Genomic DNA, 16,449 nt, shown 5'->3' with positions numbered 1-16,449 from the left:
GATCTTCACTGTCATAGCCCAAACGGCCACAACCCCACATTTCCAACGCCATGACTACTAAACAGGCCGTGAAGGAAAGAGAACGAGTGAAGCCATGAGCCGTTGTTTTACGACGACCCCGAGCAGCCGGGGTTTGATGTGCAGCATGCACTCTAAAAAAGCATCCATAATCAGACATGTTTTGTAATTATATCATAATAATACGGCTATGCCATAACGCGATGGGTGTGCCGTCGAGCTTCTAGCCAGATAAAAATATGTAGGTCACTGTAGGAGAGCACCGATGGGCAAATTAATAGCCGATAGGTGTAGTTCCATACCGGCGGTTCTGCACGGATGGTGTGATGAGAATTGGCTGCCGTCCAAGGTGGCTTTTACAGGTGTCAGTTCTGGCAATTCGGACACAAGCCGTAGAGCTCGTGTTTATGGCTGCTCAGTTTAAACCCGTGCTTGTTCGCAACTTGTTCTTGCAGCTCTTCAATTCGGTCTTGCTCAAACTCGACAATTTTGCCGCACGCTGTGCAAATCAAGTGGTCATGATGGTCGCCCTTGAGTGCTATTTCATAGCGAGTAAATCCATCGCCAAAATGATGCTCATTGGCGATGCCTGATTCAGTAAGTAGCTTCAAAGTACGATACACTGTGGCGTAGCCAACTTTTGGATCTTCCTCGCGCACCATGGCCAGCAACTCTTCGATGGACTGATGGCCGCCCGTGCGAAAAAAAACATCGGTCACAAGACGCCGTTGCCCAGTGGACCGGAGTTTGTGCTTTTCCATGTATTGGCCAAGCCTTGCATGCAGTTGCTCAATTTGCTTGAAATTTGGCGGTGCTTCTTTTGAAATCATAGGTGGCAATAGCATAGTGTGCCCTTTGAGGATTGTCGATACATACATATGCACTCGTCCCGAAGCAGTTAAGTTCCCGAGACAATAGAAGGCGTCCAGCGAGGAAATCGCTAATTAAAGTCGTAGCCTAGGCCTAAATAGATGCTCAGTTGTTTCATCTGCACATCCACTGAATAACCGTTAGGTTGGGGTGTTTGTCCAGGCAGGGCTGGCTGATAAGCCATTTGGTTCTCGGAGCTAGAGGAAACTTTGCCGGTAAACCCATACTCGCCTGCGAGATCCATTTTAACGCCACTTTCGACGTCTTTAAACCCAAGACCTGCGGTGAGATGATGCTGGGTGACCGGTGGAAAAAGCGGATTGATTCCACTGGCAGTAGCGGGCGTTTTGCCGTAGTTGTAGCCGGCTCTTATAAACAAAAAGTCTTTGAGAAGTGCGTACTCGGTACCAAAAGCCAGAACAACGGAGTTTTGCCAACGCATTTGAAAAGGCAGCGCAAGTGCCGGCGTCATGCCTGGTGGCAAGGTCGATGGGTCTTTCGCTGTTGCATCAAACTGCACGGTGTCAACCGCATTGGCCCAGTTGACCCAACGAAAGTCTGCCGCCAAGGTAAGCCGCTTTTCGAAAAGTTTGCCAGCGACACCGAGCGCGAGCTCCCGTGCCCAAGCAAAGTCCTCCGTCTGAGCGTCGTAAGGGACACCATTGATTTTGAGTGTTCCATCAAAAGTTGGCGACGCTTTCATAGCGTAGCTTGCACCAAAGCGAAGATTGTCATCGAGCAAGTTGAGCAACGCGCCAAAGCGTCCCGAAAAGCCAAGAGCGTAGTCGCTTTTAAAATTCAAGCTCTGGGCTCCATAGAGATTGTCTCCATCAGGCTCAGGAAATTGCATGGCGCCATGTCGCCAATCCATTTTAGCAACTCCGACGTTAAAGGACGCGCCTAAGATCAAGTTATCAAGAAGGCGATAGGCCACTGTGGGTGCAAACTTGATGTACATAATCTGACTTTTGATATCATAGGTTGAGGGCTGTCCTTCGTTGTCTTGGTTGACTGTTGTGGGGTCTGGATCGGTCATGGTGTTTAGGCCCCTAAAGTGAGCGCCCATGCCTCCTTGCACAAAGATTCCCATACCCGCATACAGCTTCTTGGACACAGGCATCGAGTAAGCGATTCCTAGAAGAGGGAACAGTTGGCCTTCGCTGTCTTTGTCGTTGAGTTGCATGGCGCCTTGCGGCGTCATGACTTGGTCTCGCACGTGCAGGGATGGCGTAAGGAGCGTGAGATTCAAATCCAGATTAGCACCTGATAAAGCAATGCCAGCTGGGTTGCTCGTGATAGCTAAGGCGTGATCAATCACCGCAGTGTTGGCACCGCCCATGCCTGCAGAGCGCGCATCGTAGGCGATGGGATTCATCCCATCGGTGGCCCAAGCGGGTGATCCGATGAGCGACACTAAAAGACAGCTTATCGATACGGTGACTGGTTTGTGGTTAATCCAGTGGCAAGTGTTACGCATGCTTTCACTCCTCGTGCAGATGGTAAATGGGCCACATGCATTGCTATGAACTCATATGCATATAGGTCTTGTATTGAGCGGAGAAGATGAAAATTTGCGAAGTGGGTCAATAAAATAGTTCGCGTTTCACAAACATAGTTTTAACGCAACCCAATAGCTCAAGACGAGACGCAAACGCGAGCGTTTTTAGTTCTGTTGAAGGATTGACACCTTTACAATAGAGGACTGAACTACTCGGGTTTCTCTCATCATGTTTTGATACGTGATATGGATCGTTGCGAGTGAAAGCATCAACGGATACAGCTTCGCGTTTTTGGGCGTTTTTTCTGCCATTACTATTAGTGGCCGTAGGCGGTGTTAGTTTGTGGTTGCGCAAACCAAGCACCGATTACGATTTGCAGCTCGTTACGCCGGAGCGCGTACCGCAGGGTGGTGTTCTCCCCGCACGTGCCTTTTTGCTTGGCATCTCGAGAACGCAGAGCACACCCACTGTGATAAAAGCGCAGGGCTTGCTGCAGCTTCGAGACCGCGGCGGCGAATTGATTGCGCAACTTCGGATGAAGCAATCGCCTTGCATGGGGCAAGAGGGCAATCTGCACATCCCAACTTCCTTGCCCTCTGGTGGCTACAGGCTTCAGCTGCGGGTGACTTATCAGAATCGGCAATTTGGCATTGAAAAAAAGCTCGATGTGGGCAGAGGCAACTTTACTTACCCCGCGCAAGAGCGCAGCGCGCATCCACTTCAACAAAGACGGCTTGGTGATGTTCGTACAATCAGCAACAAGCTCATGCCAAAGCAGTTTGCTTTGCGTTTTGTTTCGGGTGTTTGTCTGCCGGATCGAAGTTGTCAGATGATTGTACGACTTGGAGACAATCCAATCGTATATAGTGTACGTATCAAGAGCCAGTCATCGGTGGACATCTTGGATGAGCAGCCGGTGCAGAGCAAAGCGGGTTGGGCCGCGTTGACGTTTAAAGTGCACGGACCAGAGGCCGAACTTGATGTCGTGCTTGAGCACAACAAAACGCCAGTGGCAGAACGTAAGGTGCGCGTTCCCATCTCACTTGCCTCGGCGCACCTTGAGATGGAGCAGCGGCAATTAAAGATTGGCGATACGCTTGATTTTAAAGCGGCAAGCTCTGCTGCCACGAACTGTCTTGTGGCAGATGTGTTTCAAATCGAAAGCTCTGGCGAGCGTTGGGTCTTTACACAGTCGTGGAAAAAACCGGCAAAAAAAGAGGAGACGATCGGCTTGCCAGGCTTTGCCGCCAAAGAAGGCTTATGGCGCCTTCAGCTCAGTAGCGACGTATTTGGAGGCGAGCACAGTCGCTCGTTGTTGTTTGAAATGCCAAAAGTGGCACTAATTTTGAAAAAAACAGCCAAAAATGGCATGAATGCCTATAGACATGCCATTCAAGAAGAGCGCTGGATGCCGCTCCCTCATCCTGTGCGCAGCTTGCCCGTGCAGCAGAATCGTTATCAGAAAAGCAAATCAACTTGGGGGCTATGGCTGGCGGTTTTGGGACTGCTTAGTGCGCTCGGAGCGGCATTTTCCTTTGCTTTTCGGGGTCGGCAGGAGCTACGCCGGGCCGAGCAATTGCTAAGTGATTTAGGCGAAAGTGAGGTCGAAAAGAAGCATTTGGGGCGGGTGATTTCCTTGGTAATTATGTGTTTTGCCATGTTTATCGCTCTGGCTGCAGCCTTCGTGCTGCTCATGATCTTCCTGCAAACCCAGTAGTGTTTGAGCCCATCCAGACGTTGCGCATTGCCTTCTGAGGTCTTAGATTGCGCCGGCAATGTACGGATGGGCATTAAAAAAGATACTTGGAACCAAAAACGAGCGTGAACTCAAGCGCATGCAGCCACGAGTCGACGCGATTAACCTGCTCGAGCCTGAGTATCAGGCCCTGAGCGATGAAGCGCTGCGCGGCAAAACGGCAGAGTTTCGCGCGATGATTGAGCGCGGAGCCAGTACCGACGAGCTTTTGATTCCGGCCTTTGCAACGGCGCGTGAAGCAGGCAAACGCGCTTTGGGCATGCGGCATTTTGATGTGCAGCTCTTGGGCGGCATGGTGCTTCATGAAGGCAAGATTGCTGAAATGAAAACCGGTGAGGGTAAGACACTGGTTGCCACCCTTGCTTGCTATCTCAACGCTCTTGCCGGCAAAGGTGTGCATGTCGTTACGGTGAACGACTACTTGGCCACGCGCGATGCCGAATGGATGGGGCAGCTTTACCGTTTTTTGGGCATGAGCACTGGTGTTGTCGTGCATTCTCAGGGCGATAGTTCAAAAAAGAAAGCCTACGCTGCCGATATTACCTACGGTCAAAACAACGAGTTTGGCTTTGATTACATGCGCGATAACATGAAGTTTAGCATTCATGATTATGTGCAGCGTGATTTGCACTACGCGATTGTCGATGAGGTTGACTCGATTCTGATCGATGAAGCGCGAACGCCATTGATCATCAGTGGTCCAGGGCAAACTGCCAGTGAAAAATACATTCGCATCAACGACATCTTGCCGCGTTTGCGCAAAGACGATCACTACACCGTTGATGAAAAAGCCAGCAACGTCACACTAACCGAAGAAGGCATTATCCTTGCTCAAACCATGCTCAAAGAGCGTGGCATCACCGAAGAGGAAAACCTTTACGATCCGGTTAATCTAGAAACCCTGCACATTCTTCAGCAGTTGCTCCGCGCGCATACGCTATATAAGCGTGATCAGCAGTACATGGTTACCGCTGAAGGCAAGGTAATGATCATTGATGAGTTTACGGGTCGTACCTTGCCAGGCAGGCGTTGGTCGGACGGTTTGCATCAGGCCATCGAAGCCAAAGAGCGCGTGCCGATTCAAGATGAAAATATCACCCTTGCTACCATTTCTTTTCAGAATCTATTTCGTTTGTACGGCAAGCTTGCTGGCATGACGGGCACCGCGGATACCGAAGCTGCAGAATTTCATAAAATTTACAACCTTGATGTAGTGGTTGTACCAACAAACAAGCCCATTCAAAGGATTGATTCCGATGATTTGGTTTACAAAACCGAGCGCGAAAAGTTCAAGGCAGTGGCTGCTGAGATTGAAGACGCACAGCAGCGTGGGCAGCCTGTGCTCGTCGGTACGACCAGCGTCGAGAAATCCGATGCGCTTGCTCGATTGCTGAACAAGCGCGGCGTTGAGCACAACGTGCTAAACGCCAAACAGCATGAACGTGAGGCGTATATCGTCGCTCAGGCAGGCCGAAAAGGTGCCGTGACGGTGGCGACCAACATGGCGGGCCGCGGTACCGATATTGTGCTTGGTGGTAATCCAGACATGCTTGCACGTCACGAGGTTCTCGAGCGTGCTGATGAAGCCTTGCTTGCAGATAAAGAGGCACTTGAAGCCGCTGTCGATGCCGAGACTGAGCGCTACCGTGAGCAATGTGAACAGGAAAAGAAAGAAGTGCTCGATAACGGTGGTTTAATGATCATTGGTACCGAGCGACATGAATCGCGGCGTGTTGATAACCAGCTGCGTGGTCGTTCCGGACGTCAGGGCGACCCTGGTAGTTCACGTTTTTTCCTTTCGCTTGAGGATGATCTGATGCGTATTTTCGCTGGGGATCGAGTCCAGCGCATGATGGATACCTTAGGCATGGAAGAAGATGTGCCTATTGAGCATCGTTGGGTGACTAAAGCTGTTGAGAACGCGCAAAAGAAAGTCGAAGAACGCAACTTCGACATTCGTAAAAACTTGCTGGAATACGACGATGTCATGAACCAGCAGCGTAAGAGCGTTTACGTCCTTCGCAAGCAGGTGCTCTGTGGTCAGTACCGAACGGTGCCCACTGAAGAAGAACAAAAGCGCGGCGTTGAGCCCGTTCCGCTTATAAGTACGATTGATCCAAAGTATGCTGAGCTTGCCAAACCGGTGCTTGAGCAAATGATCAAGTTTCATGGCGGACCACAACCTTCGCCAGGTGCATCGCAAGAGGAACTTGAGCGTTTTCGAAAGCAGGCGCAGCAAGCCGAATTGTCCTCGCTGGGCACTTTGCGCACTGCACTTATTGAGCGCGATGTTTATGTGTGGTTTGGCTGCCGCGTTGATTTGAGCCCTTATCGTGAAGAGCCGGAAAAAGCGCTTCAGATTCTGGAACAAGAAGTCGGCTCATCGTTGGCTGAGCAGCAGGAGCGTTTGCTTGCTTTAGTGGATGAGCTTGTGGGCGTTATGGTCGAGCGTGCTTGTCCGCCCAATAAGCATTTTGAGGATTGGGATATCCAGGGACTAACCGAGGCCTTTTCTGGCACCTTTGATGTGCGAGCAAGCGGACTTGAAAAGATCACCGATGTGCAAGAACTGGCAACTAAGCTCTACGACGATGCCGAAGCGTTGCTTCATAAGAAAATAGAAGTACTGGGACATCTGCAGTTTCTGCGCGTATTCCGCAATTTGTTTTTACAAGAGATCGATCGGCAATGGATTGATCACTTGCAAAACATGGAACATTTGCGTGAGGGCATTGGCCTTCGAGGTTACGGGCAGCGCGATCCAAAGAAAGAGTACAAAAAGGAAGGTTTTGATCTTTTTGTGCAAATGATGGAAAGCGTTAAACTCACGGTCGCTTCGGCCATTTATCGACTTGAGACCATGGCGGAAGAAGACGTCGCACGGCTTGAAGCTCAACGTAAAAGGCAGGTCGATGCGCGCCAGGAACTTATCCGCATGTCGCACGATGCTGCACAGGGCGGAGGCTCAGGAGCGGACGGTGGACAACTTAGTCGCCATGCGCGGCGTTTGGCTAAAAAGCAAGGTGCTGCACCACAACAGCTTACGCAACTTAGCCCGGAGCAACTTCAGCAATTGCGAGGCGAAACGGTCAAGCGGGATAAACCGAAACTAGGCCGAAACGATCCTTGTCATTGTGGCAGCGGTAAAAAATACAAGCAGTGTCATTTGCGTACAGATCAAAACGAAGCGAACGCTGAAGTAGGCTGAGGAGCTTTGCACGGCTGCCGCGCATCTCAAGCAGCCTGTAGCTTCTGCAGTCCGTAGGGCTACGGTATGTCGCTTCCCGGTTTCTTTCTGTTCTTCTTTTTCTCGCTTTGATGATGCTTGTCAGCAAGTATCTTTTCTTTGGCGCGCTTGGAACGTTTGCGTTTTTGGCGCCGAACCTTTTCCATGCGCTGTTGTTTTTGGCTTTTTTCTTGCGTCTTCTGTTCAATCAGGCGGTCGGCAAGTTCTCGGCGCGCCAAAAAGCGGTTGGTGGCTTGGGAACGACTTTGTTGAACCTTGACCTCGATGCCGCTTGGTAGGTGCCGAAGGTAGACCGCTACCGATGTTTTGTTGATTTTCTGACCGCCCGGGCCACTCCCTCGAACAAATTTTTCAAGCAAATCTGCTTCCTCGATACCAAGCCTTTTGAGCAAAGCTTCGAGTGCTTTAATCTTTTCTTGGCTGATGGGAGGCATGACAACTTAGTCTAGCATGCCTTGAGTAGCGCTCTAGGCTGCGAATGTGAAGCCAGGCCTGTGCAGGCGAAGCGCCAGGAAAGCTCAACGGATCTTGACCTTCTGTTGGGGAAAGACAAGTCTAAGCGATCATGGCAACAAAGACTGATCTAAAAGTAGAAGGTTTTGCTTTTTCCGCTATGAGTTGTGGCCTTAAAAAGGGAAATGCTCTGGACTTGGGCTTGATTTGCACCGATGAAGTGGTTCCCACGGCTGCAGTGCTCACACAGAATCGCATCAAAGCAGCTCCAGTGCAGCTTACCGAGCGACGTGTGCGAGATGGACTGGCTCGCGCCATTTTGGTCAATAGCGGAAACGCGAATGCTTGCACAGGTGCGCTTGGAATGCAGGCAGCGCTCCAGACCACGCAATCACTTGCAAAACACCTGGGCTGCAAACACAGCGATGTGTTGGCTGCCTCGACAGGAGTCATTGGCCTTCCTTTACCAGCGTCGCGGATTGAAGGTGCGCTACCTGCCTTAATTGGTGCGCTGAGTCCCGATAGCGCTGCGGTGTTTTCTGAAGCGATTATGACCACCGATCGCTGGCCAAAAATTGCCAAGCGTGATGTGAACCTTGGCAAACACAAAGTCCGTGTTTTGGGTATGGCCAAGGGGGCCGGAATGATTCATCCCAACATGGCCACAACGCTTTGTTTTGTGCTTAGCGATGCAAAGCTAGCGCCCGCGTTACTCAGGCAGTGTTTGCGCAAAGCATGCGATGAGAGTTTTAACCGAGTGACCGTCGATGGCGATACCAGCACCAACGATATGATTTCTCTGATGGCCTCGGGTAAGGCCATGAGCGATAGCCTCAAGCAAGGTAGCCCTGAGTACCGAAGTTTCCTTAGAGCACTCACGGAAGTGTTGCAGGAACTTTCCGAGAGCATCGTTCGCGATGGCGAAGGGGCGGAGCATTGCGTGCGTATTGTGGTAAAGGGGCTCGCAAGTCAAAAGGCCTGCCGTGCGGTGGCCCAAAAAGTAGCTACATCGCTCTTGGTTAAAACGGCGTTGCACGGAGCTGATCCGAATTGGGGACGACTGCTCATGGCCGCTGGCAATGCTGGCGTAGCTTTTGATGGAAACAAAGCAAGAATCTTGATTGACCAGGTCACGCTAGTCGAAAAAGGCGTGGGGCTCGGTCCTGCCGAAGAAAAACGCGCCGCCGCTGTGATGAAAAAGGAACAGTACACAATTTGTCTTGAGCTAGGCGCGAGCAATTTCGAAGCAAGCTATCTGACAAGCGATATTGGACACGAGTATGTGCGGATTAATGCAGACTACCGCAGCTAGTTTGCTGATAGCGTTGGCTCTGGGCTGCGGTACATCATCGCTTCATTCATATCGCCAGAGCCCGCCGAGAACCGTTCCCTCGAAGTATCCTGGGCTGACGAAGGAGACGAGGCTCGCTGCTGCGCCTCGGAAAATCTCAGCATGCGCTAGAGCAGCCAATCTTGATCGTTTTGCTCTGGGGCTAGGTGAGCTCGGTGCAATCGATGAAGAAGCACTTTACCCAAGGGCGCGAGAGTTTGGTGTATGGGAATTGCGCGTGCATGCATGGCGGGGCAAAACTGCGTCGTATGCTGCTCAGGACCATTGGTTTGAATCCTTGCGGCAACAAAGCGATGCGCCTTTGGCGTGTGGTTTAGCAGTCCATGGAGATCATAGCCTTTGGGTTGCAGTGGAACGTGCGGTGGTTTTCAGTGAGTTGGCCGAAGGCAATCAACGTTGTTTTCGTTTGGCCGAAGGATTTTATCGTCCACAGTTACTGGCAGTAGACGCGGAGCTTATGCTCTATGAACTGCCTTTGCATGAAACCGGCGATGAATATTGCTTTGCGATCGACCCTGTTTTTCAAAGCAAGGCGCTTTTGCAGCTGCATACCGAGAATCCCTCGGGTGGTTATCCGGTGATCGAATTTGGACGTACCGATCTGAAAGAAGAAATCGGCAATAGCTTGAAGGTCCATGGGGGCCCTCGCGAGCAACTACAAACGCTGCGTTCTCATTTCAATGCAGGTGCACTTCGTAATAATCGACTACTATCAGAGCAAGCGAAGCAGCACGCTGAGCAAGTATGCCTGAGCCACAAAGTCTCGCATCGAGGCGAAAGCGGAGAAGGACCCGAAGAACGTTTGGGCAAGCTTCGATTAAGCGCCGATGCCACCGGAGAAGCCATTGCCAGAGCTCGGGACACGGAAATGGCCTTTTCATCGTTGCTTAGCAGTCCGTCGCACCTAAAAGTCCTGCTCGACTCGCGCTTCACAGATGTCGGTATGGCCACCGCACACAACAAAAAAGGCCGCACTTGCTTAGTGGTGTTTTTTGCTTCATGGCCCAGAACGAGAGCTCGTTAGCAGTGCTCGGATTAATTTGGCAGTTCCCTTGCTCGCTTTTCGTCTAGGCTAACAAAAAGCTTATGTCTTGCGGTTTGCTAGCCAGAAAAAACAACATAATTCGGGCGAGGGCAGCAAAGTGCTTGCTTGCGATCTTCGTGCAGTTGGACGGAGCATCCGCATAGTGCTCTGGCTGCGAGATTAGAGTGCAGCGAATTGGTGCATTGATTCGCGATGTGTTGCTATTTCGTTCGGCTCAAAAGCTCGACTAAAAGAGGATGTGGGGAGATACGGTCCGCTGACAGGGCTAAAAAGGTTTCCTCAAGCTTCGGAAGGTGTGTAATCTCGATAAGAGCTCCCGACTCAAGTTCGTCGCGAACAACAATGGGAGGGACAACCGCCACGCCATTCTGCTCACGAGCAACAAGACGGAGCATGGCCATGTCATCCACTTCCGCAATGATGCGGGGCTGAATACCCATTCGTTGGACCAGGGCATCGAAACCGATGCGTACACCCGATTCTTTAGAAGGCAGAACAAGGCGCTCTTCAGATAACAAGCATCTAAGCTTCCTTGATGCTCGTGGTTGCGTTGCAACTAAACTGACTGGTTGGGTATCGAGGGTATGAGCTACCCAAACGGAGTCCTCGTTTCTTCGCGGTAGAAAATTTGTAAGCACTAGGTCAAGATCATGGCGCTCGAGGCGCTCAACAAGTTCGTTAAGAGAGCCGGATCGCAGTAAAAGTCGAATCTTATGCTTCTGCATGAGGGGTCTGAGAAGCGCAATTTGGAAATTGCGTGACAGCGTTGCAAGCGCGCCTACACGCAGAGTTTTGCGTTGCACCTCGGATTCTTGGTGCAGAGCTTCGAGTAGTTCGTCTCCGGTGGAAAAAATACGATGAGCGTAATCAAGAGCTAACCGTCCATGCGAGGTAAGCTCTAGACCGCGTCCTTGCCGCCAGAACAAAGCGTGGCCGATACTATCCTCGAGCTTGCGAAGTTGCACTGAAACGGCAGACTGCGTAACACGAAGTTTTTCGGCCGCTCGAGTAAGGTTTCCTTCGGTCGCTACAGCCCAAAAGTAGTAAAGGTGCTGATAGTTTAGGAGACTCGGCAGCGTTTCAATCGTTCGTTTTTGTTTATGCATTATATGATAATAATGCATTGGATAAATGATTCAAAGGCCGATAAGACATTAAAACAACCCAGGAGTCTGAAACGTGCCATCCATACCAATTTTCATCTTACTTATACTCTGTCCGATCACACTGCTCACTGTTGGCTATCTTTGTGCACGCAATCCGGACCATCGCTCTCGGATTGTGGCCCGCGCTCTAGCCTTTGCGACCGCATTTAGCGTAGCGGCTGCCCTTTGCGTGGGGCTTGTTCGCCTCCTTGGGGCTCCGAGTACAAGCCCTCTGCTCGGCGTCGGGGGTCTTGGCTTATCCCTACGTGTCGATGCCTTGAGTGTGACCATCTTCACCATGGTGTCTGTTTTGGCTTTCGTGATAGGGCGCTTTAGCCAAACCTACCTCGATGGCGATGCACGCCACGGTGTTTTCATGGGATGGTTTGCGGCCACAGTGGCGGCTGTGCAAGTACTCGTTCTTGCCAATAATCTTTTGATTCTCTATGTAGGCTGGGTTGCTACCAGTTTGTGCCTGCAACGCTTGCTTGTCTTTTACGCGCAACGGCCGCGAGCGCGTCACGCAGCACGCAAAAAATTTATTGTGGCGCGTCTTGGTGATGCAATGCTTGCAGTCGCATTTGTGCTTCTTTATTTAGCCTACGGCACCGGCGATCTGGAATCTATCCTAGTCGCCCATCCTCAAAACCAATCCTCCTTGGTGGCCATAGCTACGGTTTTCATTGCGCTTACAGCACTGCTAAAGTCGGCTCAGTTTCCGACACACGGTTGGCTTGTGGAGATGATGGAGACGCCAACACCAGTCTCAGCGCTTCTGCATGCTGGCGTCCTAAACGCGGGACCGTATTTGGTGCTTCGCTTTTCGCCCATCATGGTCAATGGGCAAGTGGCCTCATGGCTTTTGATCGTATTTGGCGGGTTTACTGCCTTATTTGCATCAGTCGTTTTACGAACGCAACCCTCTGTTAAAGTTGCGTTGGGCTATTCGAGCGCAGCGCACATGGGCTTTATGCTTTTTGTATGTGGTTTGCACGTCTACCCGGCGGTCGCGCTGCATCTTGTCGCCCACAGTTTCTATAAAGCGCATGCTTTTCTTTCCGCAGGTAGCGCCGTCGATAGCTTTCAGTCCAGAACCATTGCTATATCCCCGCGCCTTTATAAACCTTTTACGATAGCTGCTAGCTTCGTTCTGGCGCTCGGAGCCTACTTAACGGTGGCCTGGATTCTTGGTTTTACGCCTTGGGAAGAGCCCTCCCTTGTGCTTATCGGCGCCATCGTGGTGCTTGGTCTCAGTCAGTTGCTTGGCGCAAGTTTCGATCGCCCAGCAAAAGTTTTGGTCTATCTCAAAACAACGGGCCTTGCGACATTGGTAACCGTTTCATTCTTTTTGCTTGAGCAAGGTGCCCAGCTTATGCTTTTGGACTCCTTTCCTGAGATCAGAGCACCGAATCCCGTAACGCTCGTTCTCGGTGGCGTAGTGGTACTAAGTTTTTTCATAGCCATTTGGCTTCAGCTTTCAGGCTGGAGCAGGCAGTCCCGTTTCGCGCAGAGCCTGCGCGTTCATGTGCGTCATGGGCTCTATGCCAATACGCTTTTCGATCGGTGGCTCGGTGCGTTGAGTCGGTCTTCAAACATGGTCTGATTTTGATTGAAAGGAAGCAAGTAGATGAATAGCAGCACTCCGATGACTGAATCGCAATATGAAGTCGAGGACTTTCTTCGCCGAGTATCACAAAGGATCGCGCCGGTCTGGCCGCTCGATCGCTTTGTAGCGGTAAACCCGTTTTTAGGATTTGCAGACAAAAGCTTCCTTGAAGCAGCCCAGACGCTGAGCATAGTTGCTGCAGCAAAGATGACTCTGCCTGCCGATACGCTTCATAGGCAGGTTAGCTCGGGGCAAATCGGCTGGCAGCACATCGACGAAGCCATCCAAGATTTAGGACTGGAAAAAGAGCGCGAACACCTTGTCGCCACCATCGAGCGTGGAGATTTGCAGACGGATGAATCGATGATCCCAACCGTTACAGATGTCATTGATGCGCAACGACACAGCGATTGGAATCGTTTTGTCGTCGAGTATGTAGGCTCATGGGCAGCATCCTATTTTGATACGCAGGTTGCGGCTTGGCAGCCACAGCGTACAGGCTCGCTTTTTTTGTCGTGGAAAACTGAGGCTGAGATTGATCGCAGCCCTGAGGTGATGGGGGCGCGGCATTTTCGCTCAACGCTTCGTACACTACCCGACTCGGCGCTCGAAGCCGCATCGGAGGCGCTGAGGCTGCTTGACATTCCAGAGCAAGCCCAAGAGCTTTATCTGCATCGGCTATTGATGCGTGTAGGGGGTTGGTCCGCATGTGCGGCGCGCATTGTCTGGGAGAAAAAGCTTTACGAGCAGTCTAAAGACGATACGTTGATTGAGTTTCTTGCTGTTTTACTGGCAGTGGAAGTTGCGCTGCTCAAGGCGTTTGAGGATGAGCAATTTACCGCGGGCTGGCGTGCAGCCAGACAGACCATGCTCGAGCTTTCAGCCAACCACAGTGCCGATTCCAAGTTTCGGGCGCGGCTGATTTTGCAGCTTGCCTACGAAAAACGAGTGCAACAAAAGCTGCTTGCTCAGTTCAATAATCGCAAGGGGGGCGATGAGGGATCTTCCTATGTTTCTGAGTTGAAAAGAGCAAACAAAGAGCGCTCCCAAGCTCAATGCATCTTTTGTATCGACGTGCGCTCAGAGGTATTTCGTCGCCATTTGGAGCGCTCCAACCCGCGCATTGCAACCATGGGTTTTGCAGGGTTTTTCGGCTTTCCTATCGAAGTGGTCCCGATCGCGCACAACAAAGCAGTGCCGCAATGTCCTGTACTTCTTCGACCGACGCATCGTGTGGTGGAGTCTGCTGCTGATGAAGAACAACGATCGAAGGTACACCAAAAACGCCTCGAGCGTCATCATCTTTCGCGTGCTTGGCAGAGTTTCAAAATGGGTGCGATTTCTTGTTTTAGTTTCGTGGGACCCATTGGTCTATTCTATCTACCCAAACTCTTTACCGACGCCTTTGCACTAACGCGTCCGGTGCCTCATCCCTCAACCGAGGGTCTTGCAAAGCAAGGATCGCAGAGAAGCCTTGTCCTCGAAAAGACAGGTTTTGAGCCTCGCAGCACCGGCATCTGCCTTGAAGATCGCATAGAGCTAGCGGCTAACGCCCTTAGGGCAATGTCACTGACCAAAGGTTTTGCACGGATGGTGGTACTCGCCGGGCATGGCGCGAGCAGCGTGAACAATCCGCATGCAGCGGGGCTCGATTGTGGGGCGTGCGGCGGTCGAACGGGTGAAGCCAACGCCACGGTGGCTGCCGTGGTGCTAAACGATCCGGCAGTTCGTGATGGGCTACGCAAAAAGACATTGTGATACCCGAGGACACTTTTTTCCTTGCGGCACTGCATGACACCACAACGGATCAAGTGCGCATACTGAACAGGGCGGAAGTACCCGAATCGCACGCGCGTGATCTGTTTGAGTTGCAGGAGAGTTTCAAAGACGCTGGAGGTTTGGCGCGACTTGAGCGAGCCGCTCGCGGCACAACTGAGCCAGAATCTCGAAGCAACAGTTGCTTTTACCGTAGCCGCGATTGGGCCCAAGTACGTCCTGAATGGGGGCTTGCGGGTTGTGCGGCTTTCGTGGTTGCGCCACGTACCCGAACACTGAACCTTGATTTGCAAGGCCGTGCGTTTCTTCACTCTTATGACTGGAAAAACGATAAAAACTTTTCCGTGCTCGAGCTTATCATGACGGCACCCATGGTGGTTGCCAGTTGGATCAGCCTTCAGTACTACGCCTCGACGGTCGACAACGCCCTTTTCGGAGCTGGAAACAAGACACTGCACAACGTTGTCGGTGGAACAACCGGTGTGTTGGAGGGAAACACCGGTGATCTTCGCGTTGGATTGCCTTGGCAGTCGCTATACGATGGGAAGCAATTGCAGCATGAGCCTGTGCGTCTGAACGTGTTGATTGAAGCGCCGCTTGAAGCGATTAATGCTACGATTGAGAAACACGAGTCCATAAAAAATCTGGTAGATAACGGCTGGGTTAACCTGTTCGTACTAAACGATGAAGGTCAAATCAGTCACCGTTATTTAGGGAGCCTACAATGGAGCTCACTCGAGCGTTCGATCGAAACGCAAGCTGCCTAAGGAGCGCTGTGCAACCTTTTTCGAAGAATCGCGATGGTTTCGATCAAGCCGGTGACTATCGAGGAATGGTCGGTTGCTTGGCGAGCATGCACAAAAAGGAAGAAGCTATTGCTCAGCCCTTTTTTAGGCGACTCGGCATCAAGCTGCACACACCTTGCGGCTTGGATACCGACCAGATGGGGACCTTCACAGGAGAGATTCCGCGTTTGGGAACCATGAATGATGCAGCGCTGGCTAAAGCGCAAGCTGGTCTGCAGCTTAGCGGCCATACGCTCGCCATAGCATCGGAAGGCAGCTACGGTCCGCATCCTGCTCTTCCGTTTAGCTATTCGGGCCTAGAACTCATGGTCTTTGTCGATGCGGATAAAGGTATTGCAATAACTGAGAGCATTCTTGAGCCAAGCCCCGTATACAACGCCGTCACGATAGGTACCGATTTTGCTGGCTTGGAGGACTTTGTACACGGGATAGACTTACCTCATCATGCACTTGTCACTGCACCCAATGATGCGCGAGCTGACATAACGACCATGAGTAAAGGGATTCGCAACTTTGATGATTTAAAAAAGGCTATCCTCCGTTGTTGCGCACAGTCTGTCGATCGGAAAGCCTTCGTCCAAACAGATATGCGTGCACACATGAACCAGCGAAGAATGGAAACCATCGCAAAGCTGGCAAAACGGCTTGCGGATCGCGTAGCGCGGAGCTGTCCTGAATGCGGAGTGGCTGGCTTTGGTTTTGAAAAAGCAGTGCTTGGTTTGCCCTGCTCAGAATGTGGTGCACCAAGTACGCTCGTTGAAAAAGAAATATGGGCGTGTGCGGCCTGCCCATTTCGAATGCATCAGCACCGGCCCGACGGTTTGCGAAGTGCCGACCCTCAATACTGTACTCTTTGTAACCCCTAAAGAAAGGTTAC

General features: G+C 51.5%; 10 protein-coding genes and 1 pseudogene. 7 read left to right on the top strand and 4 right to left on the bottom strand.

The window, feature by feature from the left end; genetic code table 11:
• Positions 1 to 383 precede the first annotated feature (383 nt).
• Both IPJ88_16120 and IPJ88_16115 read right to left on the bottom strand, forming a co-directional pair.
• Positions 384 to 779, bottom strand: a complete 396-nt coding sequence (locus IPJ88_16120) for a transcriptional repressor (GenBank protein ID QQR92064.1) — start codon at positions 777 to 779, stop codon at positions 384 to 386.
• 179 nt (positions 780 to 958) lie between these two features.
• Positions 959 to 2,365: an outer membrane protein transport protein gene (locus IPJ88_16115; GenBank protein ID QQR89695.1), complete on the bottom strand. Its 1,407-nt coding sequence runs from the start codon at positions 2,363 to 2,365 to the stop codon at positions 959 to 961.
• A 281-nt stretch (positions 2,366 to 2,646) separates the two neighbouring features.
• Here IPJ88_16115 and IPJ88_16110 point away from each other — a divergent pair, with 281 nt between their 5' ends.
• Positions 2,647 to 4,104 carry a hypothetical protein gene (locus tag IPJ88_16110; GenBank protein QQR89694.1) on the top strand — a complete coding sequence of 486 codons (1,458 nt, stop codon included), beginning with the start codon at positions 2,647 to 2,649 and terminating at the stop codon, positions 4,102 to 4,104.
• Positions 4,105 to 4,162: 58 nt separating this feature from the next.
• A complete protein-coding gene (secA, locus tag IPJ88_16105; GenBank protein QQR89693.1) occupies positions 4,163 to 7,351 on the top strand; it encodes a preprotein translocase subunit SecA in 3,189 nt (1,062 codons plus the stop codon).
• A gap of 59 nt (positions 7,352 to 7,410) precedes the next feature.
• Here secA and IPJ88_16100 read toward each other — a convergent pair whose 3' ends face one another.
• On the bottom strand, positions 7,411 to 7,824 hold the full coding sequence (locus IPJ88_16100) for a peptide chain release factor-like protein (GenBank protein QQR89692.1): 414 nt from the start codon (positions 7,822 to 7,824) through the stop codon (positions 7,411 to 7,413).
• 131 nt (positions 7,825 to 7,955) lie between these two features.
• Between IPJ88_16100 and argJ the strand changes: the two genes are divergently transcribed.
• Together argJ and IPJ88_16090 are read left to right on the top strand one after the other, a co-directional pair.
• A complete protein-coding gene (gene argJ, locus IPJ88_16095; protein ID QQR89691.1) occupies positions 7,956 to 9,155 on the top strand; it encodes a bifunctional glutamate N-acetyltransferase/amino-acid acetyltransferase ArgJ in 1,200 nt (399 codons plus the stop codon).
• Positions 9,136 to 10,218 carry a hypothetical protein gene (locus IPJ88_16090; GenBank protein ID QQR89690.1) on the top strand — a complete coding sequence of 361 codons (1,083 nt, stop codon included), beginning with the start codon at positions 9,136 to 9,138 and terminating at the stop codon, positions 10,216 to 10,218. The genes argJ and IPJ88_16090 overlap by 20 nt, the downstream gene beginning before the upstream one ends.
• 221 nt (positions 10,219 to 10,439) lie before the next feature.
• Here the strand turns inward: IPJ88_16090 and IPJ88_16085 are convergent, their stop codons facing one another.
• Complete coding sequence (locus tag IPJ88_16085; protein ID QQR89689.1) at positions 10,440 to 11,345, bottom strand: LysR family transcriptional regulator; 906 nt, start codon at positions 11,343 to 11,345, stop codon at positions 10,440 to 10,442.
• Positions 11,346 to 11,418: 73 nt separating this feature from the next.
• On the opposite strand from IPJ88_16085, the gene IPJ88_16080 reads away from it, so the two are divergent.
• From IPJ88_16080 to IPJ88_16070, 3 genes and pseudogenes are all read left to right on the top strand, one after another.
• On the top strand, positions 11,419 to 12,987 hold the full coding sequence (locus IPJ88_16080; protein ID QQR89688.1) for an NADH/ubiquinone/plastoquinone (complex i): 1,569 nt from the start codon (positions 11,419 to 11,421) through the stop codon (positions 12,985 to 12,987).
• Between the two features lie 42 nt (positions 12,988 to 13,029).
• A pseudogene (locus IPJ88_16075) lies at positions 13,030 to 15,533 on the top strand (DUF2309 domain-containing protein).
• Between the two features lie 8 nt (positions 15,534 to 15,541).
• Positions 15,542 to 16,438 (top strand): hypothetical protein, encoded by an 897-nt coding sequence (locus IPJ88_16070; GenBank protein ID QQR89687.1) that lies wholly within the window; start codon positions 15,542 to 15,544, stop codon positions 16,436 to 16,438.
• Positions 16,439 to 16,449 lie beyond the last annotated feature (11 nt).

This window comes from Myxococcales bacterium, assembly GCA_016699535.1.
Taxonomy (GTDB): domain Bacteria; phylum Myxococcota_A; class Polyangia; order Polyangiales.
The sequence above is the reverse complement of the archived record's forward strand: the minus strand, read 5'-3'. Positions and strand labels throughout refer to the sequence as shown.

Coding starts and splice junctions, on each gene's coding strand:
- IPJ88_16120 (QQR92064.1), bottom strand. CDS start 779: ATGGAAAAGCACAAACTCCGGTCCACTGGGCAACGGCGTCTTGTGACC.
- IPJ88_16115 (QQR89695.1), bottom strand. CDS start 2,365: ATGCGTAACACTTGCCACTGGATTAACCACAAACCAGTCACCGTATCG.
- secA (QQR89693.1), top strand. CDS start 4,163: ATGTACGGATGGGCATTAAAAAAGATACTTGGAACCAAAAACGAGCGT.
- IPJ88_16100 (QQR89692.1), bottom strand. CDS start 7,824: ATGCCTCCCATCAGCCAAGAAAAGATTAAAGCACTCGAAGCTTTGCTC.
- argJ (QQR89691.1), top strand. CDS start 7,956: ATGGCAACAAAGACTGATCTAAAAGTAGAAGGTTTTGCTTTTTCCGCT.
- IPJ88_16090 (QQR89690.1), top strand. CDS start 9,136: ATGCAGACTACCGCAGCTAGTTTGCTGATAGCGTTGGCTCTGGGCTGC.
- IPJ88_16085 (QQR89689.1), bottom strand. CDS start 11,345: ATGCATAAACAAAAACGAACGATTGAAACGCTGCCGAGTCTCCTAAAC.